This is a genomic window from Burkholderia sp. LAS2 (genome assembly GCF_018417615.1).
Classification (GTDB): domain Bacteria; phylum Pseudomonadota; class Gammaproteobacteria; order Burkholderiales; family Burkholderiaceae; genus Burkholderia; species Burkholderia sola.
This window is the reverse complement of record NZ_CP071054.1, coordinates 1-23,990: the sequence shown is the minus strand read 5'-3', so window position 1 is coordinate 23,990 and position 23,990 is coordinate 1. Positions and strand designations below refer to the sequence as shown.

Here is a 23,990-nt window from a genome sequence, read left to right as displayed (position 1 = left end):
CGGCGCCGCGCGCAGCGTGTCGATCCGGCCACCCACCCCTTATTCAGGAGAACCTCGTGAAATCGCTCGTCGTTACCGCCGCCGCTGCCGTCCTGCTTGTCGCACCGGCCCTGTCGTTCGCCCAGCAGGCGAAGTCGCCCGTCACGCGCGCGCAGGTGCTGCAGGAGCTGATCGACCTCGAATCGGTCGGCTACAACCCGGCGCGCGGGGAAATCGGCAACTATCCGGACGACATTCTCGCGGCGCAGGAACGACTGCAGGCGAAGCGTCTCGCCGAACGGAAAGCGGCGCGGGCCGCCTACGGCCCGACCGGCGAGCCGGCAACCGAATCGGGCGCGGCGGCCAAGCCCGCGCTGTGACGGCGCGCGTCGCTCGCATCCAGCATGGATGGCGAATGACGCGGTTCCGGCATGGGCATGAAGCAACCCGCCGCGCGCCGATGCGCGCGCGGGGTCAAGGCGGCTTGCGCTCAGGCGGCCTGCGGTTCGCGATCGATCGCGTTCAGCATCTCGACGTCGCGCGCGATCATCGTCGGCACCTGTGCACGCAGCATCTCGACCCAGGTCCGCACCTTCGCATCGACGAAGCGGCGTGACGGGTACAGCGCATACACGTTCATCTTCTGCAGGATATGCGCGGGCAGCACGCGGACGAGCGAGCCGTCGCGCAGCGCGTCGATCGCCGAATACAGCGGCAGCATGCCGATCCCGATGCCGTCGCGGATCGCAAGCGCGAGCGATTCGGCGGTATTGGTCTGCACGGGCCCGGCGACATGAATCTGCTCGACGCCTTCGGGTCCTTCGAGCACCCATTCGTGCGTCGGAAACGCCGGCGTACACAGCGTCAGGCACGCATGCGCGGCGAGATCCTGCGGGCGGGCCGGCACGCCGTGCCGTTTCACGTAGTCGGGCGATGCGCACAGAATGCTGAACGTCGAGCCGAGCAGGTGCGACACGAGTTCCGAATCGGGCAGCGACGACGCGGTGACGACGGCCGTGTCGCTCGTGCCGTCGAACAGGTCGGGCATGCGCTGCGACAGCGACAGTTCGATCGACACGTCCGGGAATTGCGCGTGATAGCGCGTCAGCGTGGGCAATACATAGTGATGACCGACGCTCGCGAAGCTGTGCATGCGCAGCACGCCGGCCGGGCGCTCGTGCGCGCAGCTCGCCTCTTCTTCCGCGCGGTCGACGTCGGCGAGGATCTGGCGGCAGCGCCGCAGATAGCTTTCGCCGGCCGACGTGAGCGCGAGACGGCGCGTCGAGCGATTCATCAGACGGGTGCGCAAACGCGCCTCGAGCTCCGACACCGCACGCGACATCGCGCCCGTCGTCGAATTCAGCGATTGCGCGGCGGCGGTGAAGCTGCCCGTCTCGACGACGCGCGTAAACACCCGCATGTTTTGTAGGGTATCCATTCCTGTGAGCGACCTGTAGCGGAGCCGCCATTTTCCTCCACTGGATGCGACAGATTGTTACTCCCGCTGCAACTATCGTTTCCCCGCAACTGCGTTAATGCGCGGGCGCCGCGCTCCTACAATCGGCGCCTCACCAGTCGAACGGACCCGTTCGGACGCACCGCGGCACCTCGCGCGGGCGGCCTTGGGCCCCTTTTCATGAAGCCACCACCTGCGATCGCGCGACCTTCCATCGAACCGGCACGATGGAGGCGATGGCTCGATCCGCTCGGCAACGCGGCGCGCGACTGGGCCGTGACCGACGGGCTGATCTGGCTGCACCTCGCGAAAACCGTGCTCGCGGCGCTGCTGGCGATGGGCATCGCGATGCGTCTCGAGATGTCGCAGCCGCGCACCGCGATGACCACCGTGTTCGTGCTGATGCAGCCGCTGTCGGGGATGGTGTTCGCGAAGAGCTTCTACCGCGTGCTCGGCACGGCGGCAGGCCTCGTCGGCGCGCTCGCGCTCGGCGGGCTGTTCGCGCAGCAGCCCGAGCTGTACATGGCCGGCATCACGCTGTGGATCGGCGGCTGCATCGCGCTCGCGGTGCGCAACCGCCACTTTCGCTGGTACGGCTTCGTGCTCGCCGGCTACACGGCCGCGCTGATCGGCCTGCCGGCCGTGATGACGCCGCAGACGCTGTTCCAGTCCGCGCTCACGCGCGCCGCGGAAGTCGCGCTCGGCATCGCATGCTCCGGCGCGGTCAGCGCGCTGATCCTGCCGTTGAGTTCCGCGAAGGCGCTGATGCGCTCGTTGAGCGCGCGCCACGCGACGTTTGCGGCGTTCACGGCCGGCGCGCTGTCGGGCGACGTCGCGCGCGGCGATTTCGAGCGGCGCTTCGCCGATTTCGTCGACGACATCGTCGGCTTCGAAGCGAACCGTGCATTCGCGTCGTTCGAGGATCCGCACATTCGCGCGCGCAGCCGCCGGCTCGCGCGGCTGAACAGCGAGTTCATGAACGCATGTACGCGGCTGCATGCGCTGCACCAACTCGTCAAGCGGCTGCGTGCGAATCGGTCGGACGCGGTGCTCGACGCGCTGGCGCCGCACGTCGACGCGCTCGCACTGCGCTTCGCCGCATTGCGCGACGAACGCCAGCGCGGCATCGCGCCGGCCACCGGCGCGCTGCTCGAACTGCGCCGCTTCCACGGTGCATTGCCGAAGGCCGCGCGCGCATCGCGGCGAGCCATCGAGGAGCACGCGGCCGGCGGCCTGCTCGACTTCGATACCGCGATCGAACTGCTGTACCGGTTCATCGGCGAATATCTCGGCTACGTCGACACCTATGCGTCGCTCGACCAGGACGATCACGCGTTCGAGCGCTCGGTCACGCATTACGCGGTGAAAACCAATGCGTTCTTCGTCGGTTTCGCGTTCCTGCGCACGGTGGTTGCCGTCGGCGCGATGAGCGCGTTCTGGATCGCGTCCGAATGGCCGAGCGGCTCGCTCGCGGTGATCGCCACCGCGATTGCGTGCGCGCTCAGCTCGACGTCGCCGCGCGCGCCGAAGTTCGTCGCGCAGATGGGCGTCGGCGCGGCGTTCGCGACCGCCGTCGGCTACCTGTTCCTCTGCTACGTCTATCCGAACATCGACGGCTTTCCGCTGCTGTGCGCGGCGCTCGCGCCGGTGCTCGGCCTCGGCGCGTTTCTCGCGATGCGGCCGGGCCTGTCCGGCTACGGGATCGGCTTCGCGGTGTTCTTCTGCCTGCTCGCGGGCCCCGACAACACCATCGCGTATACGCCCGAAGTGCTGATCAACAACGGGCTGGCGGTCGTCGTCGCGATGCTGGCGTGCTCGCTCGTGTTCGCCGTCGTGTTCCCGACGCACATGCCCTGGCTCACCGGCCGGATCGCGCACGACTTGCGCCGCCAGGTGACGCTTGCGTGCGAAGGCGCGCCGGACGGCCTCGCGCAACGCTTCCAGTCGAGCACGCACGACCTGATGGCGCAACTGCGTACGCTGCTGGTGCGCCGCACGCGGCAGCATCGCGATGCACTGCGCTGGATGCTGTCGACGCTCGAGATCGGCCACGCGGTCATCGACCTGCGCGACGAGCTGCACATGTTCTGCGCAGCGAGACCGCCGCAGACGCTGCGCTGGACCGGTTCGATCGAGGCGGTGCTGCTCGAACTGCCGCGCTTCTTCGACGATCCGACGCCCGCCCGCCATGCGCGCACGCTGAAATCCGTGAATCTCGCGATCCGCGCGGCGCAGCACGCGCTGCAGGCGTGGTACGCGGTGCCCGACGCGCGTCGCAACATGCAGCGGATCGTCGGCTGCCTGCACTTCATGCGCAGCGCGCTGCTCGACAAGGACGCGCCGTTCAACCGGCACCGCCATTGAAGATCGATGCGCGCGCAACGGGATCCTTGTTCCGGATGGAAATAAGCTCTACAGGCGCGGTGATTAATCTTTAAGCAGTGCGAGCCTATAGTTTCCTCACTGCCAGCGAGACTGGCACTCACCCAGGAGAAACAAAATGAAGCCGCTGCACCTCGCCCTCGTTGCCCTGTCGCTCACCGCTGCCGTCGCTCACGCGCAGCCGGCGCCGGCAGACGCCGCACCGCAACAGGCGAACCGCGCCGAGGCGGTCCAGGCCGCCGGCCGCGTCGATCGTGCGCAATCGAAGCAGGAAGACCCGAACGCGTGCGTCGGCCCCGTCAGCTTCTGCAACATCTACTTCGGCAGCTGAGCATGACGCCGCGTCGCCACGGCCAGGCCCGCATCGCCCGCACCGCATGCATGACGTGCGCGGACGGACGGCGGTCCGGCCGATCGCGGCCCGGCCGATCGCCGCATCGCCGTCCTACACCACGCCGCTTCGATTGAAGCGGCGCGTGCCGTTTCAGGCGCCGCGCCCCGGCCGCCAGCCTACTTCGCGTAACGCATCCAGCAAGCGCGCCGGCCCGAGCCCTTCGACCCGCACCCCGCGCGACGCGACGTCGCCGCCCGCAACCAGCGCATTCACGATCGCTTCCTCCACCGCTTCCGCCGCCGCGACGAACAGCGCGGAGATATGGTCGTTGTTGACCATCCGCACGTCGGTGGTCGGCGTGCCCTTGCTGCCGTAGTTCACCGCCGGCAGGCCGGCGTTGCCGGTCGCGAACGCGAGGAAGATGTCGCCGCTCGAATCCTCGGTGCCGCCGCCGACGCGGGCGAGCCCGACACTCGCGCGCTGCGCGACACGCGTGCATTGATGCGGCAGCAACGGTGCGTCGGTCGCGATCGTGACGACGATCGAACCCATGCCGGCCTCGCCTTTCGCGTCGGCTTCGCGAAACGGCGAATGCACGTGCCGCAGCACTTCGCCGACCGGGTAGCCGGCCACGCGCAGCATCTCGCGCACGCCGTAGTTCGCCTGCACGAGCGCGCCGACGGTCCAGCCGCCCGCATCGCTCGCCAGCACGCGGGACGCGGTGCCGATGCCGCCCTTGAACTCGTGGCAGATCATGCCCGTGCCGCCGCCCACGCCGCCTTCGGCGACCGGCCCCGACTGCGCGGCTGCTAGCGCGCGCTGCACGTGCGCGGCATTCACGTGCTGCCCCCAGATGTCGTTCAGCAGTCCGTCGTAGGTCTCCATCACGACCGGCATGCACCAGTACACGCGGCCGGCCGCCGCTTCGCGTTCGTTCGCGACCAGCGCGTCGCGCACCGCGCCGACGCTGTGCGTGTTCGTATAGGCGATCGGCGTGGTCAGCAGGCCGGCTTCGCGAATCCATTCGAGCCCGGTCGCGTCGCCGTTGCCGTTCAGCACGTGCACGCCCGCGAAGCACGGCGAATCGTGCGCGGCACCCGCGCGCGGCTCGATGACGGTGACGCCGGTGCGGATCGATGCGTCGCCGCTCTCGACGTTCAGCGTGCAATGTCCGACCCGCACGCCCGACACGTCCGTGATCGCGTTGAAGCGGCCCGGCGTGCCGAGTCCGATGCGGATGCCGAGATCCCTCGTGCGCATGATGCAATTCCTCCTGTCTTTCGATGATTCGGTGTATCGGTGATGCACGGAGTCGAGCCGATGCTCAGAGCGCGCGGAATGCCGCGCTGTGGCGCGCCCATACGACGTACATCACGAGCGCCGCGACCAGCAGCCCCGCGATGATGATCAGGTCGGTCGGCTTCGTCGCCGTCGCCAGCGTCGTGTAAAGCGTATACGCGGCGCCCGCCACCGCGACGAGCGGCGTCACGGGCCACAGCGGCATCCGGTAATGATGCTCGACGTCGCGGCGCACGAACCGGCTCGCGAGCGCGGCCAGCCCCACGACGAGGTAGATCAGCAGCAACAGGTCGACCGTGAATGCGGTCAGTTCATCGAGGCTCGACACGAACACGAGCCCGGCCGACGGTATCGCGAGCGCGATCGTCGCGAGCCACGGCGATTCGAGGCGCGGATGGATCGTCGAGAACGCGCGGTTGCAGGTGCGCGACCACAGCGCATGCCGGCCGCTGCTGTACAGCAGGCGGCCCATCGCGATCACGATCGCGATGATCGCGTTGAACACCGACAGGAAGATCCCGCCGCTGACCACGCGCGACACGGCCGGATTGCTCAGCGAGCGCACGACATAGCCGATCGGATCGGCGCTCTTCGTCAGTTCCGTCAGCGAAGGCGCGCCGAGCACGATCGCGGTGAGCGGCACCAGTTCGACGACGAGGATCACGAGCAGCGAATAGATCACCGCCTTCGCGACGTTGCGGTTGCCGCCGCGCAAGTCCTCCGCGAGATAGGCGGCCGAGCCGAAACCGTTGTAGCAGAAGATCGCGGTGCCGATCGCGGGCACGATGGCCGCGAGCGTGGCCGGCACGAGCGCATTGCCGCTCGCGACGACCGGTGCGATCAGGACGTCGGCGCCGCGATGCGGCGACCCGAAGCCGAGCCCGGCGATCAGCATCAGCACGCCGATTTCGACGACCAGGAACGCGCCGGTGATCCACGCATTCGTCTTGATGTTCAGCATGCCGAGCAGATAGCTGAGCAGCACGATCGTCAGCGCGACCGACTGATTGCCGAAGTGCGTGCCGAGCGCGCTGTTCAGGTACGGCGCGGCGCCGCTCGCGAGCACGGCCGGGATGAACACGCTGACGGACAGCACCGTGATGAAGGTCAGGTAGCCGGGCAGCGTGCCGAACACGCGCTTGGCCATCACGTATTCGCCGCCCGCGCTGCGGTGCGCGGCGCTGAGTTCCGCATAGCAGAGCGCGAATGCCAGCGCGAGCACGCCGCCGAGCACGAACGACAGCACCGCGCCGCTGCCGGCCTGCTGGATCGCGAACGGCGCGATCACGAAGATCGAGCTGGCCGGGGTCACGCCCGATACGGTGATCATCACAGCGTCGCGCACGCTGAGCGTCTGCGACAGCGCGCGCGGCGCGTCTTCCGTTGCAGAGGCCGCTTGCAGCGTGCCCGTCGATTCCGACATCATCGCCATTTCGTGCTCCTTTGTTCCTTTGCCGCCTTTTTTTGAACACCCATACTCGGGCCCGATTGATTGCGTGGCAGTCTAGGAAGCCAATTTCAGGACCGCTATTCCCCCTTCGTGTTACGCCCTTCCGGTGGTGGTATGGATCGTCTCTTTTCCGAAATCGCGATGCACCAGGCGCTCGGCCGCGCAATCGATCATCTCGGCCAGCCGCGCTTCTGGCGGTTCCTCGTGCTGCTGCTCAACGAAATGGCGCCGTTCGACAACGCGCTCGCGACCGCGATCGGCCGCGACGGCGTGCCGCTCGTGCTCGACGAATACGACACGGGCGGCGCCGACACCGCGTCGCCGGTGCCGCTTTACCTGAACGGGTTATATCTGCTCGATCCGTTCCTGCAGGCCGCGCACGACGGGCTCGCCGACGGCTGCTACCGGCTCGAGGAAGTCGCACCCGACCTGTTCCGGCAGAGCGAATATTTCCTGAGCTATTTCCGCGACGCGGTCGGCGACGACGAGATCCAGATTCTCGTGCGACCGAACGCCGACACGCTGCTGTCGCTGTCGCTCGGTGCGTCGACGCGCTTCGACGTCGAGCCGCTCGGCAAGCTGACGGCCGCGATGCCGTGGGTGCTCGCGGTCATCCGGCAGCATTGGCGGCTGGTGGGCGATGCCGCGCGCGCCACGCCCGACGCGGACCTCGGTGCGCGCGTCGAGCAGGCGCTCGCGCGCTTCGGCGCGGGCGTGCTGACCGATCGCGAGATGGCGATCGCAAGAATGGTGCTGCGCGGCAATTCGTCGAAGGCGATCGCGGAGCGGCTCGCGATTTCACCGGAGACGGTGAAGGTGCATCGGCGGCACCTTTACGCGAAGCTTGGAATCTCGTCGCAGCCTGAGCTGTTTTCGCGGTTCATTCGGGCGCTGGGGGAAGACGATGCAGCCGGTTGAGCGGCGCGCACGCCGTCAACCGGCGACGCCCCGGCGGGCCGCCCTGCGCGGGCGCCTCGCGACGGCGAAACGTCAGCTTCGCGCCGCGCGATTGCATTCACCTGCCCGATTCGACGAACCCGCCATCGGGCGCCGGGTGCGGCACATACCAGCCGAAATACACCTCGGCCTCGACAAGCCGGCCATCGCGCACGCGCAACCGTTCGGCATTGCGGAACCGCCTGTCGGCGGTCGTCACGGCTTCGTACACGACGTACACGTATTCGCCGTGCACAGCGACGTCGACGAACTCGAAAGCGGCGAGTATCGCGCTGTTCGGCCAGCAACGTGCGAGATACGCATCGCGATCGAGCCGGTTGTCGAGCGGGCTCGTGAAATGGAAATCCGGCGCGATCAGCGCTTCGATCGCGTCGCGGTCCTTGTCGACATACGCGCGATAGCTGGCGCGCGCAACATCGCCTGGATCCTGAAGCATCGTCGTCCCTCCCGGAAGGATCGGCGCGAGCCCGGCTCGCGCTGACGAAGATATTCCGGCGGAATGCGCGCGATGTCATCCACGCAAACCCGTATCGGGGTCGTTGCCGCCGCAACGCACCCCCGGCGCGGGCGCGGGGACGGATGCCGAATACCCGGGCACGACGACGATCGTCGCGCCGTTGCGCGCCGCGTGCGTGCCGCCGATATGCCCCCCATCTTCTCGCAGCACCGCCAAAAACCGCCTATCGTGAATAAGGCGCTCCGTTCGCCGCCATTCGCCCCGCCGCGGCTCGCGCGGGCCGGCAGCGACGGCGCCGTGCTCCGGCACCATTCATCGCGATTCCGGCGCACGCTCGCCCGTGCACGCAATCGCGGCCGCCCACCGGATTATCAGGAGGCACTCATGAAAGCCGCGCTGCTCGTCAGCTCCGCCCTGCTCGCCATTGCGTCAGCTTCGGCCACGGCCCAGGGTTCCATCACGAAGGAAGAAAACGGCGCACTCGTCGCCGCGAACGGGATGACCGTCTACTCGTTCGACAAGGACAAGCCCAACGCCGGCACCAGCGCCTGTTCGGGCCCATGCGAAACCCTCTGGCCGCCGTACAAGGCCAGCGCGACCGACGTACCGGTCGGCCCCTACACGATCGTCAAGCGCGACGACGGCAGCCCGCAATGGGCATACAAGGGCAAGCCGCTGTACTTCTACTCGAAGGACATGAAACAGGGCGAACGCAACGGCGACAACTTCAAGAACGTGTGGCACGTGGTCGCGCCTTGAGCCGGCTTGCGCCGCGTTCCGCGCGTTTCGCCGGGACGTGAAAAAGCCCGCCGCCGATCGTCGATCGGGGCGGGCTTTTGCGGCTTTGCACGTCGCGCTGGCTGCATGCGGCCGGCGCGCGCGTCAACTCAGCGGTTCGACGGGAAGCTGAACACGGTCCCTTCGCGCACGCCGGCCGACGGCCAGCGCTGCGTGATCGTCTTGCGCTTCGTGTAGAACCGCACCGCATCCGGACCGTACGCGTGCAGATCGCCGAACAGCGAACGCTTCCAGCCGCCGAACGAGTGATACGCGACCGGCACCGGCAGCGGCACGTTGATGCCGACCATGCCGATCTGGATGTTGTCGCTGAAGTAGCGCGCGGCCTCGCCGTCGCGCGTGAACAGGCACGTGCCGTTGCCATATTCGTGCGCGTCGATCAGCGCCATCGCGTCGTCGAGCGACTTCACGCGGATCACGCCGAGCACCGGCCCGAAGATCTCGTGCTGATAGATCGGCATGCCGGGTTTCACGTTGTCGAACAGGCACGGGCCGAGGTAGTAGCCGCCGTCGTGGCCGTCGACCTTCACGCCGCGGCCGTCGACGACGAGCGTCGCGCCCGCTGCCACGCCCGCTTCGACGAAACCCGTCACCTTCTCGAAATGCTGCTGCGTGACGAGCGGGCCCATGTCGACGCCCGCGCCGTTGCCCGGGCCGACCTTCATCTTCTCGATCTCGGCCTTCAGCCCCGCGACGACCTGGTTGCCCGTTTCGTCGCCGATCGCGACGACGAGCGGAATCGCCATGCAGCGCTCGCCGCACGAGCCGTACGCGGCGCCCATCAGCGCGTTCACCGCGTTGGGGATATCGGCATCCGGCATCACGACCGCGAAGTTCTTCGCGCCGCCGAGCGCCTGCACGCGCTTGCCGTGCGCGCAGCCGGTCGAGTAGATGGTTTCGGCGATCGGCGTCGAGCCGACGAAGCTCACGGCCTTCACGCGCGGATCGGTCAGGATCGTGTCGACCGCTTCCTTGTCGCCGTTCACGACGTTCAGCACGCCCGGCGGCAGGCCGGCTTCGAGTGCGAGCTCGGCCATGCGCAGCGTCGACGACGGCGTACGCTCGGACGGCTTCAGCACGAACGTGTTGCCGCACGCGACGGCCATCGGCCACATCCACAGCGGCACCATCACCGGGAAGTTGAACGGCGTGATACCGGCGGCCACGCCGAGCGCCTGGAACTCGCTCCACGAATCGATCGCGGGGCCGACGTTCTTGCTGTGCTCGCCCTTCAGCAGTTCGGGCACATAGGACGCGTATTCGACGTTCTCGATCCCGCGCTGCAGTTCGCCCATCGCGTCGGCGAGCACCTTGCCGTGCTCGGCCGTGATCAGCGCGCACAGCTCTTCCGCGTGCTCCTCGAGCAGCGTCTTGAAGCGGCTCATCACGCGGGCGCGCTTCAGCGGCGGCGTGTTGCGCCATGCCGGGAACGCGGCCTGCGCGGACGCGATCGCGGCTTCGACGGTCAGCTTGTCGGCGAGCGCGACGCTCTTGTGCGATTCGCCGGTGGCCGGGTCGAACACCGGCTGGACCCGGCTGCCGCCGTCGACGCGCTTGCCGTCGATCAGGTGGCCGACGGTGGAGGTCACATTGCTGTCGTGTTTCATGTGTCTGACTCTTGCTTGAATTCGGTTATGGCCGGAAGCGAGCGCGGGCTCAATCCACTTCGTTCAGCGCGTCGGACAGCGCGTTCACGAGATTGTCGATCTCGCGCTTCTCGGCGATGAACGGCGGCGCGAGCTGGATCGTGTCGCCGCCGTAGCGCACGTAGAAGCCCTTCGCCCAGCAGCGCATCGCGATCTCGTACGGGCGCCGTGCCGGTTCGCCGGGCAGCGCGGCGATCGTCAGGCCGGCGGCCAGCCCGTAGTTGCGGATGTCCGTGATATGACGCTGGCCCTTCAGCCCGTGCACGGCCGCCTCGAAATGCGGCGCGAGATCGCGCACGCGGGCCACCGCGTCTTCCTTCACCAGCAGGTCGAGCGCCGCGACGCCGGCCGCGCACGCGACCGGGTGCGCCGAATACGTGTAGCCGTGCGGGAATTCGAGCATGTACTCGGGACCGCCCGCGGCCATGAACGTGTCGTAGATTTCCTTCGTCGCGATCACGCCGCCGAGCGGCTGCACGCCGTTCGTCACCTGCTTCGCGAAGTTCATGATGTCCGGCACCACGCCGAAGGCATCGGCGCCCGTCATCGCGCCTGCCCGGCCGAAGCCCGTGATGACCTCGTCGAAGATCAGCAGGATGTCGTGCGCGGTACAGATGTCGCGCAGGCGCTTCAGATAGCCCTTCGGCGGCACGACCACGCCCGCCGAACCGGAGAACGGTTCGACGATCACGGCCGCGATGTTCGACGCGTCGTGCAGCGCGATCAACTCGAGCAGGCGGTCGGCCAACTCGGCGCCGTGTTCGGGCATCCCGCGCGAGAACTTGTTCTCGGCCAGTTGCGTATGCGGCAGGAAATCGGCGTCGAGGCCCTGGCCGAACAGCTTGCGGTTCGGCCCGATCCCGCCGACCGAGATACCGCCGAAGTTCACGCCGTGATAACCCTTCTCGCGGCCGATCAGGCGCGTCTTCGTGCCCTTGCCCTTCGCGCGCCAGTACGCACGGGCCAGCTTCAGCGACGTGTCGGCCGCTTCCGAGCCCGACCCCGTGAAGAACACGTAGTCGAGGCCGGCCGGCGTCAGCTCCTTGATCTTGTTGGCGAGCTCGAACGATTTCGGATGGCCGAACTGGAAGGCCGGCGCGTAGTCGAGCTGCGCGACCTGGCGGCTCACCGCTTCGACGATTTCCGTGCGGCCGTGACCGAGGCCCGTGCACCAGAGGCCCGACAGGCCGTCGAAGATCTTGCGGCCTTCGCCGTCGGTGTAATACGCACCCTTGCCCGATACGATCAGGCGCGGATCGGCCTTGAACTGACGGTTGGCGGTGAACGGCATCCAGTGCGCGTCGAGCCAGGCGGCGTCGGTGCGGAGGTTGGTTTCGTCGTGCTGCGCGGTGGTGATGTCGGTCATGTCGGTCGGCGCGGCGCGCCCCTCCTTCTCGTATTGATATTGCGCATTGTCGGGACGCCAATTAGTCTTTTGAATATCGCAATATCAATGTTCACTTGCGCAACTATGCAAGCAAAGAAACCGAAGAGCCGCGCGTTGCTCGGGCAGCTCAGCGACATGGATCTCCGCCTGCTGCGGGTCTTCAAGGGCGTCGTGCAGTGCGGCGGGATGGCGGCGGCCGAACTGGAACTGAATATCGGCATCTCGACGATCAGCCGGCACGTGAAGGATCTCGAAACGCGGCTCGGCCTCGTGCTGTGCCGGCGCGGCCGCGCGGGCTTCACGCTGACGCCCGAGGGGCAGACGGTGTACGAGGAAACGCTGCGGCTGCTCGCGTCGATGGAGGCATTTCGCAGCAGAATCGACGGGATTCACGACAAGATGGGCGGAGAACTGCACATCGCGGTGTTCGACAAGACGGCGACCAACCCGCATGCGCGCCTGGGCGACGCGATCCGCCAGTTCGCGGACGAGGCGCCCGACGTCGCGCTGAACCTGCACGTCGCGTCGATCAACGAGGTCGAACGCGGGGTGATCGACGGCAGCTACCACGTCGGGATCATTCCCGCGCACCGCAACTCCGGCAGCCTCGTGTATTCGGCGCTGTTCGACGAACGGATGCTGCTGTACTGCGGCCGCCAGCATCCGCTGTTCGACGCGCCGCACGGCAAGCTCACGTGGACGACGATCCGCCACCACGCGTTCGCGGGGCTCGGTTTCCATTCGCCGAACATGGAGCTGAGCCATCGCGCGAAGCTCACGCGCAGCGCGACCGCGTCGGACCAGGAATCGATTGCAACGCTGATCCTGTCGGGCCGCTATCTGGGCTTCCTGCCCGATCACTACGCGGAAAGTTTCGACAACAAGGGGCTGATGCAGCCGATCGCGCCGCACCGGTTCAATTACCGGTGCCGGTTCGTGAGCCTGCTGCGACGCTCGCCGCAGCCGTCGCGGGCGGCGCTGCTGTTCCAGACGTGCCTCGAAGCCGCGCATGCGGCGGTGTTGCCGGCTGCTTAACGGCGGGTTCGGCTTCGCTCAGGCCCCGTCGCCGCCCGCGCGCGGCTGCGCGCGCTTGCGTGTGACGAAATGGGTCGCGACGAGCGCCGCGGCAAAGCCCGACGCCGCACCGAGGCCGAGCGCCCAACGCGGGCCGAGATGGTTCGCGACCCAGCCGGCCACCGGCGCGCCGATCGGCGTGCCGCCCAATGCGACCGCGAGGCGCAGCGCCATCACGCGGCCGCGCATCGCCGGCTCGGTGGAGAGCTGCATCAGGCTGTTGGTCGAATTCATGAAGGTGATCGCGGCGATGCCGGTCAGCACCAGTGCGGCCGCGAACGACCAGTAGCCGGGCGCCAGCGCGGCGAACGTGCAGCCGAGCCCGAACAGCGCCGCGCCGATCCACAGATGACGAAACCGCGGCTGCTCGCGGCGCGCGGCGAGCAGCGCGCCCGAGATCGTGCCGACCGCCATCATCGACGACAGGAAGCCGAACCCGCGCGCATCGACGTGAAACACGCTGGCGGCCATCGTCGAAATGAACAGCGGGAAATTGAGCCCGAACGTGCCGATCAGGAACAGCATCACAAGGATCGCCGTCAGGTCCGGGCGATGCCATACGTAGCGGAACCCGTCGAGCAGGCTGCCGCGCGAGCGGCCTGCCCGCACGTTCGCGCGCAATTCGTCTTCCCGAAGCCGCGACAGCGACGCCAGCACCGCGAAGAAGCTGAGCCCGTTCGCGAGAAACGCCCAGCCGGTGCCGACCGATGCGATCAGGAAGCCGGCCGCCGCCGGGCCGACCATCCGCGCGGCGTTGAACGACGTCGAATTGAGCGCGACCGCGTTCGCGAGTTCGCGGTCGCCGACCAGTTCCGCAACGAAGGTCTGCCGCACCGGCGCGTCGAACGCCGACGCGCAGCCGAACAGGAACGCGAACACGTAAACGTGCTCGAGCCGCACGGCGCCGGTGACCGTCAGCACGCCGAGCACGAGCGCCAGCGCGCCCATCAGCGCCTGCGTCGCCATCAGCAGCTTGCGCTGGTCGAAGCGGTCGGCCGCGTAGCCGGTCCACGGCAACAGCAGCAATTGCGGGCCGAACTGCAGCGCCATCACCGTGCCGACCGCCGATGCGTCGTGATGCGTGAGCTGCGTGAGGACGAGCCAGTCCTGCGCGGTGCGCTGGATCCACGTGCCGATGTTCGACACCAGCGAGCCGATCGCCCACACGCGATAGTTGAAGCTGCGAAGCGAGCGGAACACGCCCGCGACCGGCACGCTCATCGCCGCTCCCGGTCGGACGCGTTGCCGCCGTGCAGTTCGCCGAAATGGCGCGCAAGGAACAGCCCCAGCACGAGGATGCCGAGGCCGAACGCCGCCGCGTCGGCCGTGATCTTCAGGTCGAAATCGCCGGCCCGGCGCACGAGCGCATAAGCAATGACGAGGTTCACGACGCCCCACACCACGTTCACGGTCGACGACGACAGTCCGCGCCCGGGCGGATGTGCGAACGGTGTCTGGAACGGCTCGCCGCGCAGCCCGCTGACGAGATGCGGCACGGCATTCGCGAGAAACGCGCCGCCGAAGAAGTACGACACGAGATGCAGGAAGTTCATGGGCGAGCCATCCTTTCAGCGAGCGGGTCGATACGGTTTACGAACGCGCCGGGTCCTGGAATTCGGCGAGCCGCTGCAGCAGCTTCACGGCCGCCGCGAGCTCGGCCTGTTCCGCCGCCGACAGTTGCGCGTGCAGCGCGCGGAACAGCCAGTCGTCCTTGGCCGCGCGGTTCGCTTGCAGCACCTTGCGGAAACCGGGCGTGAGCGCGATCAGCGTCTGCCGGCCGTCGGTCGGATCGGGCGCGCCGGCGACCGCGCCGAGCGCCTCCAGCGTCGCGACCGTCACGCGCATCGACTGCGGGCGCACGCTTTCGGCGCGTGCAAGCGCCGATACGGTCGCCGGGCCGTCGCGATCGAGCCGCAGCAATACCGATTTCTGCGACGACGTGAGGTCGTTCGGATGGGTCTGCTCCCGCATCCGCCGCATCAGCTTGCCGACCGAGATGCGGAGGTCGCCGGCGAGACCGGCCAGGGGGAGCGTGTCGGGGGGAGACGATGGCGAGTTCATCAATTCAAGATAACACATCGACAGTCAAACTGTACAGTTTGACTGTATATTTCATCGTGTAAGGAGCCGGCTGTCGCCCCCGTTTTCGGCACGCGGTCGTGTCCCGTTCGGCCGCGCGATCCGCCTCTGCGATAATGCGGGCTTCCCGTTTCCAACCCGCCTTCCGCCATGACGCAGCCGTCCGCCCCGCTCTCCACCGACCTGCCGCCGATCTCGTGCCTGCCCGGCGACGCGCTGCCGTGGCTGCCGATGAGCGCCGACCTGCCGGGGCTCGCGATCAAGTACCTGCACATCAACGCGGCCGAGGACACGCTCACCGCGCTGCTGAAGATGCCGGCCGGCGGCACGCTGCCGCGCCATCGTCACGATGGCGAGGTATTCGTCCATACGCTGCAGGGTGCGTGGCGCTACCGCGAATACGACTGGGTCGCGCACGCCGGTTCGACGGTGCTCGAACCGGCCGGCTCGGTACATACGCCGGAAACGCTCGGCGCGCCGGGCGAGGATGTGATCACGCTGAACGTGATGCGCGGCGACCTCGTGCTGCTCGACGACGACGGCCGCGAAACGGCGCGCGAGAACTGCCGCGTCGCGCTGCTGCGCCAGCGCAAGCATGCGCGTACGGCGCCGGATGCGGCCACGGCGTTCGTTACGCGGTAAGACTCGAGATAGGCGTCGGCGCGATCCGCGCGATGCGGTCGCACCCGGTTGCCAGGATGGCCACCGGCGTACTTCGCACGCGCCGCCGACCGCCCCGCTCGTTATCGAAAACGCCTGAAAAACCGCCGAATATCGTCGGCCAGCAAATCCGGCTCCTCCATCGCCGCGAAATGGCCGCCGCTCGGCATGTCGGTCCACTGCACCACGTCGAATACGCGTTCGAGCCAACTGCGCGGCGGGCGGCTGATTTCCCTCGGGAAGCGCGCGAAACCGACGGGCACCGCCAGGCGTTGCCCGGGGGTAAACCGCATCGGCTGCAGCCGGTTCTCCCAATACATCTGCATCGACGAGCCAATGCAGCCGGTGAACCAGTAGAGCGAGATGCCGGTCAACAGCGTGTCGTACGAAAACCGCCGCGCGACGTCGCCGTCGCAATCGCTCCACGCACGGAATTTCTCGGCGATCCACGCGGCCAGCCCGAGCGGCGAATCGTTGAGCGCGACGGCCAGCGTCAGCGGCTTCGTCATGTGGACGTGCGCGTACCCGCCTTCCAGCGCCGCCCAGTCGCCGCGCTGCTTCAGGAACGCCTGTTCGTCGTCGGTCAGCGGCCGCGCCGCGTCGATCGGCGGTTCGTAGCTGCCGGGCAGATAGTTCAGATGGATGCCGTCGACCACGCCCTCGTGCCGCGCGCCGAGCGCGACCGACACGCCCGCGCCCAGGTCGCCGCCCTGCGCGCCGAAGCGTCGGTAGCCGAGGCCGGCCATCAATTCCGCCCAGCAGTCGGCGACCTGGAGCGCCGATGTACCGGGCACCGCAGGCGCCGGAGAAAACAGGAAGCCTGGTAGCGACGGCGCGACGATGTCGAATGCGTCGTCCGGATCGCCGCCGAACGCGGCCGGATCGCACAGGCGATCGATCAACGCATGGAATTCGAATACGGAACCGGGCCAGCCGTGCGTGACGACGAGCGGATAGGGTTTCGGGCCTGTGCCGCGCCGATGCACGAAGTGCACGCGCCGGCCGCCGACGTCCGCGACGAACTGCGGCAGCCGATTCAGCGCGCGTTCCGCCGCGCGCCAATCGAAGCCGTCGGCCCAGTACGCGGCCAGCTCATGCAGCCACGCGCCGTCTACACCCTGCTGCCACGGCTCGGCAGGCGCCAGGTTCGGCGGGCGGGTGTCGTGCAGACGTCGACGCAGGTCGTCAAGTGCTTGATCGGGTATCGCAATGTCGAACGGCTCGGCGTGCATCGTGTCTCCTCGCGAAACATGTCGACGGGATTCTGCGCGATTTTCCCGACCGGCGCTGGCGGCGTACGGCTGCGCCCGTCAGCCCGCTTCCCGCTCGCCCGCCCGTGCATCGCGCCGCAGCGCCTGCGGCGGCACGCCGAACCCGCGCACGAACGCGTCGCGCATGTGCCGGCGGTCGCGAAAACCGTTCTCCTTCGCGATCACGTCCAGCGGATGGCGGCTCTGTTCGATCATCAGCCGCGCCGATTCGAGCCGCAGCCGCTCGATCGCCTTCGCCGGCGACTGCCCGGTTTCGAGCGTGAACACGCGGCTGAACTGGCGCGGGCTCAGGTGCACGGCCTCGGCCAGCTCCTCGACCGTCAGTGCGCGGCCGAGATTCTGCCGCGCGTAGTTGAGCGCGTTCTGGATCCGGTCGGATTTCGGCGCCAGCTCGAGCATTTCCGAATGCTGCGACTGGCCCCCGGCCCGGCGCTGATGCATCACCAGCTTGTGCGCGACCGAGCGCGCGGCGTCGGCGCCGAGGTCCTTTTCCACCATCGCGAGCGCGAGATCGAGGCCGGCCGTCATCCCGGCCGACGTCCAGATCGGGCCGTCGACGATGAAGATCCGGTCGTCCTCGACGCGAATCTCCGGGTAGTGCCGCTGCATGTCGCGGCCGAACGCCCAGTGCGTGGTCGCGCGGCGCTGCGCGAGCAGCCCGGCCTCGGCCAGCACGAACGCGCCCGTGCAGATGCCGGCGATCCGCCGCGCCTGCCCGTTCGCGCGGCGCAGGTAAGCAACGACGCCGGCCGGCGCCGGCGAGGCGAGCGGATCGTTGACGCCCGCGACGATCCACGTGTCGACGCCGAGCCGCCCGCGCAGCGCGCGCGTGGCGACCGGCAGCCCGAGCGACGAGCGCACGTCGCCGCCGTCGACCGAATAGCTGTCCATCGCGTAGAACGGCGCGTCCATCCCCATGTTCGCGTACTCGAACACCGACTGCGCGGCGAGCGCCATGATCTGAAAGCCGTCGCTGATCAGAAAGCCGATTCGGTGCATCCGCGTTCTCCGGTTTCGTGCCGATTGGCCCCGATGTCCGAAATCATACCCATCTACGTCATTTGTGTCGCCGCGCTTCGAGGCCAGAATGCCTTCACGCCATCCGGCCATTCTCATCAAAACGGAGTACATCATGACGCAAGCACATCGCGGTACCGCTGTCATTACCGGCGCGTCGTCGGGCATCGGCGCCGTCTACGCGGACCGCCTCGCGCGCCGCGGCTACGACCTGATCCTGGTCGCGCGCAACCGCGACCGGCTGAGCGCCCTCGCCGAGCGCATCACGAACGACACGCAGCGCAGCGTCGAGATCGTCGACGCGGACCTCAACGACCGCGCGGCGCTCGCCGCCGTCGAAGCGAAGCTGAAACAGGACGCGAGCATCACGCTGCTCGTGAACAACGCGGGCATCGGCACGCATGCGCCGCTGCTCGACAGCGACGTCGACGCGATGACGCGGATGATCGACCTGAACGTGACCGCGCTCACGCGGCTGACCTATGCGGCCGTGCCCGGCTTCGTCGCGCGCGGCCGCGGCGCGGTGATCAACATTTCGTCGATCGTCGCGATCTCGCCGGAAACGCTGAACGGCGTGTACGGCGGCAGCAAGGCCTTCGTGCTCGCGTTCAGCCAGTCGCTGCATCACGAGCTCGCCGACAAGGGCGTGCAGGTGCAGGCCGTGCTGCCCGGCGCGACGGCCACCGATTTCTGGCAGACGGGCGGCCTGCCGCTGGAGCACCTGCCGAAGGAAATCGTGATGACGGCGCCGGACATGGTCGATGCGGCGCTGGTCGGATTCGATCGCGGCGAGCTCGTGACGATCCCTTCGCTGCATGCGGGTGACGAATGGGACGCGTACGAGGCCGCGCGCCGCACGATGGCGCCGCATTTGTCGACGGATGCGCCGGCGCCGCGTTACACCGCGACGCGCTAGTTGCCGGCGGGGCCCGCGCCGCGCGGTGCGGCGCGCACGCCCAGCAGCATCGCGACCGCGCACGCGGCCAGCAATCCGGCGATCATCAGCATCGCCGCATCCATGCTGCCGGTGCGCGTGCGGATCACGCCGACGATCCACGGCGTGATCATCCCGCTCGATACGCCGATGCTGCTGATCAGCGCGATCCCGCCCGCTGCGCCGGCCCCCGCGAAATACGCGGACGGCACGGCCCAGAACACCGGATGCGCGGCGAAGATCAGCATCGCCGCGATCGACAGCAACGCCATCATCGCGACGATGCTCGGCAGGTGCAGCGTCAGCAACGCGAGCGCCACCGCGCCGCCGAACGCGCACGCGGCGAAATGCCGGCGGCGTTCGCGCTTGCGGTCCGAGCGCCGCGCGATCGCGATCAGGCCTGCCGCGCCTATCGCGTTCGGCACGATCGACAGCAGGCTGACGTGCACGACGTCGTGAATGCCGAATTCGCGAATCATCAGCGGCATCCAGAACAGCAGCATCAGCAACGCGGTCGTCAGCGAGAAATAGATGAACGCGAACAGGTAGGTACGCGGCTCGGCCAATACCCGCCGCAGCGAAGCAGCCGCGTGCGCGGGCGCATCGGCACGATCGGCGGCCAGGTCGGCCGCGAGCCGCTGCCGGTCGTCGTCGGACAGCCAGCGCGCGTGTTCGGGACGGTCGCACAGCCAGAACCATGCGATCGCGCCGAGCAGGATCGCGGGCGCGCCCTCGATCGCGAACATCCATTGCCAGCCGTGCAGCCCGAGCACGCCGGACATCCCGCGCATCAGCCAGCCCGACAGCAGCCCGCCGATCATGCCGGCCACCGCGACGCCCGCATAGAAGATCGACAGCACCGACGCGCGCCGGCGCGCCGGATACCAGTACGTCAGATAGAACACCACCCCGGGGAAGAAACCGGCTTCGAACAGCCCGAGCAGGAACCGCAGCACGTAGAACTGCTTCGCGCTGTCGACGGTGATCATCGCGACCGACACCGCACCCCACAGGACCATGATCCGCGCGAACGTGCGTCTTGCGCCGAAGCGGCGCAGCAGCGCGTTGCTCGGCACCTCGAACAGCACGTAGCCGACAAAGAACAGTACCGCGCCGAGGCTGTACATCGCATCGGTCAGGCCGAGATCCTGCCGCATCTGCAACTGCGCGAAGCCGATGTTGCTGCGATCGAGAATCGACACGATGTAACAGACGAACAGGAACGGCACGATCCGGATGCCGATGCGGCGGTACAGCGCGTCGTTGCCGGACGCAACGGAACCGGACGCAGCCGCGTGCGCGGCGTCCGCTTGCAGGGGGATGGACATCGATCGTCTCCTCGATGGATGCGAATACGGGCCGGGCGGGAAACGCGACGCCGGTCGCCGCCGCCCGCCGACGGCGACCGGCCGAAGCCGACGTTCAGCCGCGCCGCGCGCCTTCTCCCTTCACGCCCGCCATCAGCGCCACGCCGCTCGCGACCAGCAGCGCGGCGAGCAGGTACACGGCGAGATCCATGCTGCCCGTGCGCGTGCGGATCATCCCGATCACCCACGGGCTGACGATGCCGCTCGTGATCCCGATGCTGCTGATCAGCGCGATTCCGGCCGCGGCCGCATTGCCGGACAGGTAGCGGGTCGGCACGGCCCAGAAGATCGGCAGCGCGGCGAAGATCAGCGTCGCCGCGACCGACAGGCACGCGAGCATCGCCGCGAAGCTGTGCAGGTGCAGCGTCAGCGCCGCAAGCGCGAGGCCGCCGCCGATCGTGCAGCATGCGAAGTGCTTGCGCCGCTCGCCGGTGCGGTCCGAGCGGCGCGCGATCAGCACCAGCCCCACCGCGCCCACCGCATTCGGCACGACCGTGTAGAGACTCACGGCCACGACGTCGGTCACGCCGAAGTCGCGGATCATCAGCGGCATCCAGAAGTTGAGCGTCAGCGACGCACAGGTCAGCGAGAAATAGATGAACGCGAACAGGTACACGCGCGGGTTCGCGAGCGCGGCCAGCACGCTGCGCCCGTCGTGTGCATTGCCGTGTGCACGGCCTTCAGCGCACAGCGCGGCGACGCGCGCCTTTTCATCGGCCGTGAGCCAGCTCGCGTCCTGCGGCCGGTCGACCAGCAACGTGAACGCGGCGAACGCAAGCAGGATCGCCGGCGCACCTTCGATCGCGAACATCCACTGCCAGCCGTGCAGGCCGAGCACGCCGCTCATGTCGCGCATGATCCAGCCGGACAGCAGCCCGCCGAGCACGCCGGCCACCGCGACGCCCGCGAAGAACACGGAGATCGCCGCCGCACGCCGGTTCGCGGGGAACCAGTAGGTCAGGTACAGCACGATGCCGGGGAAGAAGCCGGCCTCGAACACGCCGAGCAGGAAGCGCAGCACGTAGAAATGCGACGGCTGCGACACGAACATCATCCCGGTCGACGCGAGGCCCCACAGCAGCATGATTCGCGTGAACGTGCGGCGTGCGCCGAACCGCGCGAGCAGCATGTTGCTCGGCACTTCGCAAAACACGTAGCCGACGTAGAACACCGCGGCGCCGAGGCCGTACATCGCATCGCTGAAGCCGAGATCGTGCTTCATCTGCAACTGCGCGAAGCCGATGTTGATGCGGTCGAGAAACGACACGACGTAGCAGAGGAACAGGAACGGGACGATCCGCCACGCGATCTTGCGGAACAGCAGCGCATCGCCGAATGCGGATGCGGAAGTCGGCGCCGAAGCGCTCGCGTGCGCGAGCGTCGCTTCGGCGGGAAGCGATTGGGGCATGTCTCTCTCCAAACGGGCCGCGCGATATCGAGCGCGCGGCAGTCTCCGAGGGCGTGCATGCGCCCTGCTTTCTTGTGAGACCGGATACGGCTGCCGGCGCCGCGGCACGATACCGCCGCGAATGCCGCAACCCTCAGTGAAACGGCGAGGCGATCGTCCGAATGCCGCCCCGCCGCGTGCGATTCACTCCTGCAGCGCGGCCCACATGTCCTTGTCGCGCTGCGCGGTCCAGATGCGCGGATGCGCGATGCCGCTCGCTTCGTCGAACGCGCGCGACACGTCGAACGGCAAACAGTGCTCGTAGATGAACACGTGGCCGAACTTCGGGTCCATCGCCTCGCGCGTGAGCGCCATCGCCGCCTTCAGGTCGAGATTGCGCTCGACGGCCTTGCGGCCCTGCGCGAGCAGCGTGGTGACGAAATCCTTCGTGTAGTCGAGGCCCTTGTTCACTTCGGCCGGATTCAGCAGCGCGGGGCCGCGGCCCGGCACGAGCTTCTCGGCGCCGAGCGCGCGCAGCGCCTCGAGCGTGGCCGGCCACTGTTCGAGCTGCGCGTCGCCGCAATAGCAGGCCGCGTCGTATTCGACGAGGTCGCCCGAGAACAGCACCTTCTGCGACGGCAGCCACACGATCGTGTCGCCCTTCGTGTGGCCCGAGCCGACGTGCATGATCTTCACTTCGAGCTTGCCGAGGAACAGCGTGATCTCGCGCTCGAACACGAGCGTCGGCCAGGTCAGCCCCGGCACCGTCTCAACGCCGGCGAACAGGCGCGGGAAGCGCTCGATCTCCGACTTCATGTCCGCCTCGCCGCGCTCCACGATCATCTCGTACGTGCCGCGGCTCGCGATCACGTGCTGCGCGCCTTCGTCGAAGTACGCGGACGCGCCGAGCACGCGCACCGCGTGGTAGTGCGACAGCACCACGTGCTTGATCGGCTTGTCGGTCACGCTGCGGATCTTCGCGATCAGGTCCTGCGCCATTGCGGGCGTCGCGGTCGTGTCGACGATCAGCACGCTGTCGTCGCCGATGATCACGCCCGAGTTCGGGTCGCCTTCGGCGGTGTACGCGTACGCGTTCTCGGACAGCTTCGTCCACGTGACTTTCTTCTCTTCCAGATCGGCTTGGGAGGCGAATGCTTTGGCCATTGTGCGTTCCGTGGCTGCGAGCCATGTGTTGAGGGGAATGAGCGGATCATCGGCTTGCGTCGAATATTTGTCAATGGCAAACGCGCTTGCTATTGACTAATACGGGTAAACCTGCGGGCTGGCGCTGAAAACGGCGTCGGATACCATGCGGGGTTTCGTCAACGGAAGAATCATCGCGTGCAGAACCACGAAGTCAGCGCGGACGACGCGCAGCCCAAGGCGCAGCGCGGCATCCAGAGCGTCGAGGTCGGCGGCCGGCTGCTCGACGCGTTCGCGCGCCGGCGCAAGCCGCTCGGGCTGTCGGAACTGGCCGCGGCGGCCGAGCTCTCCACCGCGCAGGCGCACACCTATCTCGTGAGCCTGACGCGGCTCGCGCTGGTGAAGCGCGATGCGATCACCGGCAACTACGAGCCCGGCCCGCTGTCGCTGCGGCTCGGGCTGATGTCGATCGAGCGCCAGCCGGCCTACCGCGCGACGCTGCCGCATGCGGCGCGGCTCGCGGAAACGGTCGGCCTGAGCGTCGCGCTGTCGGTGCCGGGCGTGCTCGGCCCGACGATCGTGCGCATCGAGCACGGCGGCTATCCGCTGCACATGAACCTGCACGTCGGTTCGGTGATGTCGCTCGACACCACGGCGACCGGCCGGGTGTTCCGCGCGTTCGGCGACGCCGCGCACATCAACGCGATGGCGGCCAGCCAGGCCGGCGCGGGCGGTACGCTGGCGGGCGCCGAACGCGAGCCGGTCGTGCCGGATGCCGCTGCGCAACACGTCGAACTCGACGCGATCCGCGCGCGCGGCATCGAACGCAGCATCGACCGGCCGAGCCCGGGCGTCAGCGGAATGTGCGTGCCCGTCTTCGATGCGCACGGGCGCCTGCAGCTCGCGTTGACGG

General features: G+C 68.1%; 23 protein-coding genes. 9 read left to right on the top strand and 14 right to left on the bottom strand.

Features of this window, described 5'->3' with window-relative positions:
- Window positions 1-56: 56 nt before the first annotated feature.
- Complete coding sequence (locus tag JYG37_RS29220; RefSeq protein WP_050011003.1) at window positions 57-359, top strand: DUF4148 domain-containing protein; 303 nt, start codon at window positions 57-59, stop codon at window positions 357-359.
- Between the two features lie 110 nt (window positions 360-469).
- Here the strand turns inward: JYG37_RS29220 and JYG37_RS29215 are convergent, their stop codons facing one another.
- The gene (locus JYG37_RS29215; protein WP_050011002.1) at window positions 470-1,417 is read right to left on the bottom strand and encodes a LysR family transcriptional regulator; all 948 of its coding nucleotides are present in this window, start codon (window positions 1,415-1,417) and stop codon (window positions 470-472) included.
- A gap of 198 nt (window positions 1,418-1,615) precedes the next feature.
- Between JYG37_RS29215 and JYG37_RS29210 the strand changes: the two genes are divergently transcribed.
- Window positions 1,616-3,799 carry an FUSC family protein gene (locus JYG37_RS29210; RefSeq protein ID WP_209925232.1) on the top strand — a complete coding sequence of 728 codons (2,184 nt, stop codon included), beginning with the start codon at window positions 1,616-1,618 and terminating at the stop codon, window positions 3,797-3,799.
- 136 nt (window positions 3,800-3,935) lie between these two features.
- Window positions 3,936-4,148 carry a hypothetical protein gene (locus JYG37_RS29205; protein ID WP_059574472.1) on the top strand — a complete coding sequence of 71 codons (213 nt, stop codon included), beginning with the start codon at window positions 3,936-3,938 and terminating at the stop codon, window positions 4,146-4,148.
- A gap of 153 nt (window positions 4,149-4,301) precedes the next feature.
- On the opposite strand, the gene JYG37_RS29200 is transcribed toward JYG37_RS29205, so the two are convergent.
- Both JYG37_RS29200 and JYG37_RS29195 read right to left on the bottom strand, forming a co-directional pair.
- A complete protein-coding gene (locus tag JYG37_RS29200) occupies window positions 4,302-5,411 on the bottom strand; it encodes a P1 family peptidase (protein ID WP_213346853.1) in 1,110 nt (369 codons plus the stop codon).
- A gap of 64 nt (window positions 5,412-5,475) precedes the next feature.
- Window positions 5,476-6,882, bottom strand: a complete 1,407-nt coding sequence (locus tag JYG37_RS29195) for an APC family permease (RefSeq protein ID WP_124593339.1) — start codon at window positions 6,880-6,882, stop codon at window positions 5,476-5,478.
- A 132-nt stretch (window positions 6,883-7,014) separates the two neighbouring features.
- On the opposite strand from JYG37_RS29195, the gene JYG37_RS29190 reads away from it, so the two are divergent.
- Window positions 7,015-7,818 (top strand): helix-turn-helix transcriptional regulator, encoded by an 804-nt coding sequence (locus JYG37_RS29190; protein WP_050010997.1) that lies wholly within the window; start codon window positions 7,015-7,017, stop codon window positions 7,816-7,818.
- 97 nt (window positions 7,819-7,915) lie between these two features.
- On the opposite strand, the gene JYG37_RS29185 is transcribed toward JYG37_RS29190, so the two are convergent.
- Entirely contained in the window at window positions 7,916-8,293 is a 378-nt protein-coding gene (locus JYG37_RS29185; RefSeq protein ID WP_050010996.1) for a nuclear transport factor 2 family protein, read from the bottom strand.
- Between the two features lie 405 nt (window positions 8,294-8,698).
- Here JYG37_RS29185 and JYG37_RS29180 point away from each other — a divergent pair, with 405 nt between their 5' ends.
- On the top strand, window positions 8,699-9,073 hold the full coding sequence (locus JYG37_RS29180; protein WP_050010995.1) for a COG4315 family predicted lipoprotein: 375 nt from the start codon (window positions 8,699-8,701) through the stop codon (window positions 9,071-9,073).
- 128 nt (window positions 9,074-9,201) lie between these two features.
- Here JYG37_RS29180 and JYG37_RS29175 read toward each other — a convergent pair whose 3' ends face one another.
- Window positions 9,202-10,719 (bottom strand): CoA-acylating methylmalonate-semialdehyde dehydrogenase, encoded by a 1,518-nt coding sequence (locus tag JYG37_RS29175; protein ID WP_124554232.1) that lies wholly within the window; start codon window positions 10,717-10,719, stop codon window positions 9,202-9,204.
- Window positions 10,720-10,768: 49 nt separating this feature from the next.
- Complete coding sequence (gene aptA, locus JYG37_RS29170) at window positions 10,769-12,124, bottom strand: omega-aminotransferase AptA (RefSeq protein WP_050010993.1); 1,356 nt, start codon at window positions 12,122-12,124, stop codon at window positions 10,769-10,771.
- Window positions 12,125-12,229: 105 nt separating this feature from the next.
- Between aptA and JYG37_RS29165 the strand changes: the two genes are divergently transcribed.
- Window positions 12,230-13,180 carry a LysR family transcriptional regulator gene (locus tag JYG37_RS29165; RefSeq protein WP_050010992.1) on the top strand — a complete coding sequence of 317 codons (951 nt, stop codon included), beginning with the start codon at window positions 12,230-12,232 and terminating at the stop codon, window positions 13,178-13,180.
- Window positions 13,181-13,198: 18 nt separating this feature from the next.
- On the opposite strand, the gene JYG37_RS29160 is transcribed toward JYG37_RS29165, so the two are convergent.
- Genes JYG37_RS29160 through JYG37_RS29150 form a run of 3 tightly spaced genes read right to left on the bottom strand, consistent with a single transcriptional unit; the run spans window position 13,199 to window position 15,298 of the window.
- Window positions 13,199-14,440, bottom strand: a complete 1,242-nt coding sequence (locus JYG37_RS29160; protein WP_213346851.1) for an MFS transporter — start codon at window positions 14,438-14,440, stop codon at window positions 13,199-13,201.
- Window positions 14,437-14,772, bottom strand: coding sequence for a hypothetical protein (locus JYG37_RS29155; protein WP_124593337.1), 336 nt, complete (start codon window positions 14,770-14,772; stop codon window positions 14,437-14,439). Before JYG37_RS29155 ends, JYG37_RS29160 begins: the two co-directional genes overlap by 4 nt.
- A 37-nt stretch (window positions 14,773-14,809) precedes the next feature.
- Window positions 14,810-15,298 (bottom strand): MarR family winged helix-turn-helix transcriptional regulator, encoded by a 489-nt coding sequence (locus tag JYG37_RS29150; protein WP_373452499.1) that lies wholly within the window; start codon window positions 15,296-15,298, stop codon window positions 14,810-14,812.
- A gap of 150 nt (window positions 15,299-15,448) precedes the next feature.
- Between JYG37_RS29150 and JYG37_RS29145 the strand changes: the two genes are divergently transcribed.
- Entirely contained in the window at window positions 15,449-15,940 is a 492-nt protein-coding gene (locus tag JYG37_RS29145; RefSeq protein WP_050010988.1) for a 2,4'-dihydroxyacetophenone dioxygenase family protein, read from the top strand.
- Window positions 15,941-16,041: 101 nt separating this feature from the next.
- On the opposite strand, the gene JYG37_RS29140 is transcribed toward JYG37_RS29145, so the two are convergent.
- A complete protein-coding gene (locus tag JYG37_RS29140) occupies window positions 16,042-17,190 on the bottom strand; it encodes an epoxide hydrolase family protein (RefSeq protein WP_213346849.1) in 1,149 nt (382 codons plus the stop codon).
- A gap of 78 nt (window positions 17,191-17,268) precedes the next feature.
- Complete coding sequence (locus JYG37_RS29135; protein WP_050010986.1) at window positions 17,269-18,228, bottom strand: GlxA family transcriptional regulator; 960 nt, start codon at window positions 18,226-18,228, stop codon at window positions 17,269-17,271.
- Window positions 18,229-18,361: 133 nt separating this feature from the next.
- Here JYG37_RS29135 and JYG37_RS29130 point away from each other — a divergent pair, with 133 nt between their 5' ends.
- Window positions 18,362-19,162, top strand: coding sequence for an SDR family NAD(P)-dependent oxidoreductase (locus tag JYG37_RS29130; protein ID WP_124554226.1), 801 nt, complete (start codon window positions 18,362-18,364; stop codon window positions 19,160-19,162).
- On the opposite strand, the gene JYG37_RS29125 is transcribed toward JYG37_RS29130, so the two are convergent.
- From JYG37_RS29125 to JYG37_RS29115, 3 genes are all read right to left on the bottom strand, one after another.
- Complete coding sequence (locus tag JYG37_RS29125) at window positions 19,159-20,508, bottom strand: MFS transporter (protein WP_213346847.1); 1,350 nt, start codon at window positions 20,506-20,508, stop codon at window positions 19,159-19,161. The two genes, JYG37_RS29130 and JYG37_RS29125, sit on opposite strands and share 4 nt — an antisense overlap.
- 94 nt (window positions 20,509-20,602) lie before the next feature.
- A complete protein-coding gene (locus JYG37_RS29120) occupies window positions 20,603-21,955 on the bottom strand; it encodes an MFS transporter (protein ID WP_213346845.1) in 1,353 nt (450 codons plus the stop codon).
- A gap of 183 nt (window positions 21,956-22,138) precedes the next feature.
- On the bottom strand, window positions 22,139-23,098 hold the full coding sequence (locus JYG37_RS29115) for an MBL fold metallo-hydrolase (protein WP_050010982.1): 960 nt from the start codon (window positions 23,096-23,098) through the stop codon (window positions 22,139-22,141).
- A gap of 177 nt (window positions 23,099-23,275) precedes the next feature.
- On the opposite strand from JYG37_RS29115, the gene JYG37_RS29110 reads away from it, so the two are divergent.
- The coding region (locus tag JYG37_RS29110) for an IclR family transcriptional regulator (protein ID WP_213346843.1) at window positions 23,276-23,990 on the top strand (715 nt) is incomplete at its 3' end.

Coding starts and splice junctions, on each gene's coding strand:
- JYG37_RS29155 (WP_124593337.1), bottom strand. CDS start 14,772: ATGAACTTCCTGCATCTCGTGTCGTACTTCTTCGGCGGCGCGTTTCTC.
- JYG37_RS29205 (WP_059574472.1), top strand. CDS start 3,936: ATGAAGCCGCTGCACCTCGCCCTCGTTGCCCTGTCGCTCACCGCTGCC.
- JYG37_RS29115 (WP_050010982.1), bottom strand. CDS start 23,098: ATGGCCAAAGCATTCGCCTCCCAAGCCGATCTGGAAGAGAAGAAAGTC.
- JYG37_RS29190 (WP_050010997.1), top strand. CDS start 7,015: ATGGATCGTCTCTTTTCCGAAATCGCGATGCACCAGGCGCTCGGCCGC.
- JYG37_RS29130 (WP_124554226.1), top strand. CDS start 18,362: ATGACGCAAGCACATCGCGGTACCGCTGTCATTACCGGCGCGTCGTCG.
- JYG37_RS29140 (WP_213346849.1), bottom strand. CDS start 17,190: ATGCACGCCGAGCCGTTCGACATTGCGATACCCGATCAAGCACTTGAC.
- JYG37_RS29180 (WP_050010995.1), top strand. CDS start 8,699: ATGAAAGCCGCGCTGCTCGTCAGCTCCGCCCTGCTCGCCATTGCGTCA.
- JYG37_RS29185 (WP_050010996.1), bottom strand. CDS start 8,293: ATGCTTCAGGATCCAGGCGATGTTGCGCGCGCCAGCTATCGCGCGTAT.
- JYG37_RS29175 (WP_124554232.1), bottom strand. CDS start 10,719: ATGAAACACGACAGCAATGTGACCTCCACCGTCGGCCACCTGATCGAC.
- JYG37_RS29215 (WP_050011002.1), bottom strand. CDS start 1,417: ATGGATACCCTACAAAACATGCGGGTGTTTACGCGCGTCGTCGAGACG.
- JYG37_RS29120 (WP_213346845.1), bottom strand. CDS start 21,955: ATGCCCCAATCGCTTCCCGCCGAAGCGACGCTCGCGCACGCGAGCGCT.
- JYG37_RS29200 (WP_213346853.1), bottom strand. CDS start 5,411: ATGCGCACGAGGGATCTCGGCATCCGCATCGGACTCGGCACGCCGGGC.
- JYG37_RS29165 (WP_050010992.1), top strand. CDS start 12,230: ATGCAAGCAAAGAAACCGAAGAGCCGCGCGTTGCTCGGGCAGCTCAGC.
- JYG37_RS29125 (WP_213346847.1), bottom strand. CDS start 20,508: ATGTCCATCCCCCTGCAAGCGGACGCCGCGCACGCGGCTGCGTCCGGT.
- JYG37_RS29145 (WP_050010988.1), top strand. CDS start 15,449: ATGACGCAGCCGTCCGCCCCGCTCTCCACCGACCTGCCGCCGATCTCG.
- aptA (WP_050010993.1), bottom strand. CDS start 12,124: ATGACCGACATCACCACCGCGCAGCACGACGAAACCAACCTCCGCACC.
- JYG37_RS29150 (WP_373452499.1), bottom strand. CDS start 15,298: ATGTGTTATCTTGAATTGATGAACTCGCCATCGTCTCCCCCCGACACG.
- JYG37_RS29160 (WP_213346851.1), bottom strand. CDS start 14,440: ATGAGCGTGCCGGTCGCGGGCGTGTTCCGCTCGCTTCGCAGCTTCAAC.
- JYG37_RS29195 (WP_124593339.1), bottom strand. CDS start 6,882: ATGGCGATGATGTCGGAATCGACGGGCACGCTGCAAGCGGCCTCTGCA.
- JYG37_RS29210 (WP_209925232.1), top strand. CDS start 1,616: ATGAAGCCACCACCTGCGATCGCGCGACCTTCCATCGAACCGGCACGA.
- JYG37_RS29135 (WP_050010986.1), bottom strand. CDS start 18,228: ATGCACCGAATCGGCTTTCTGATCAGCGACGGCTTTCAGATCATGGCG.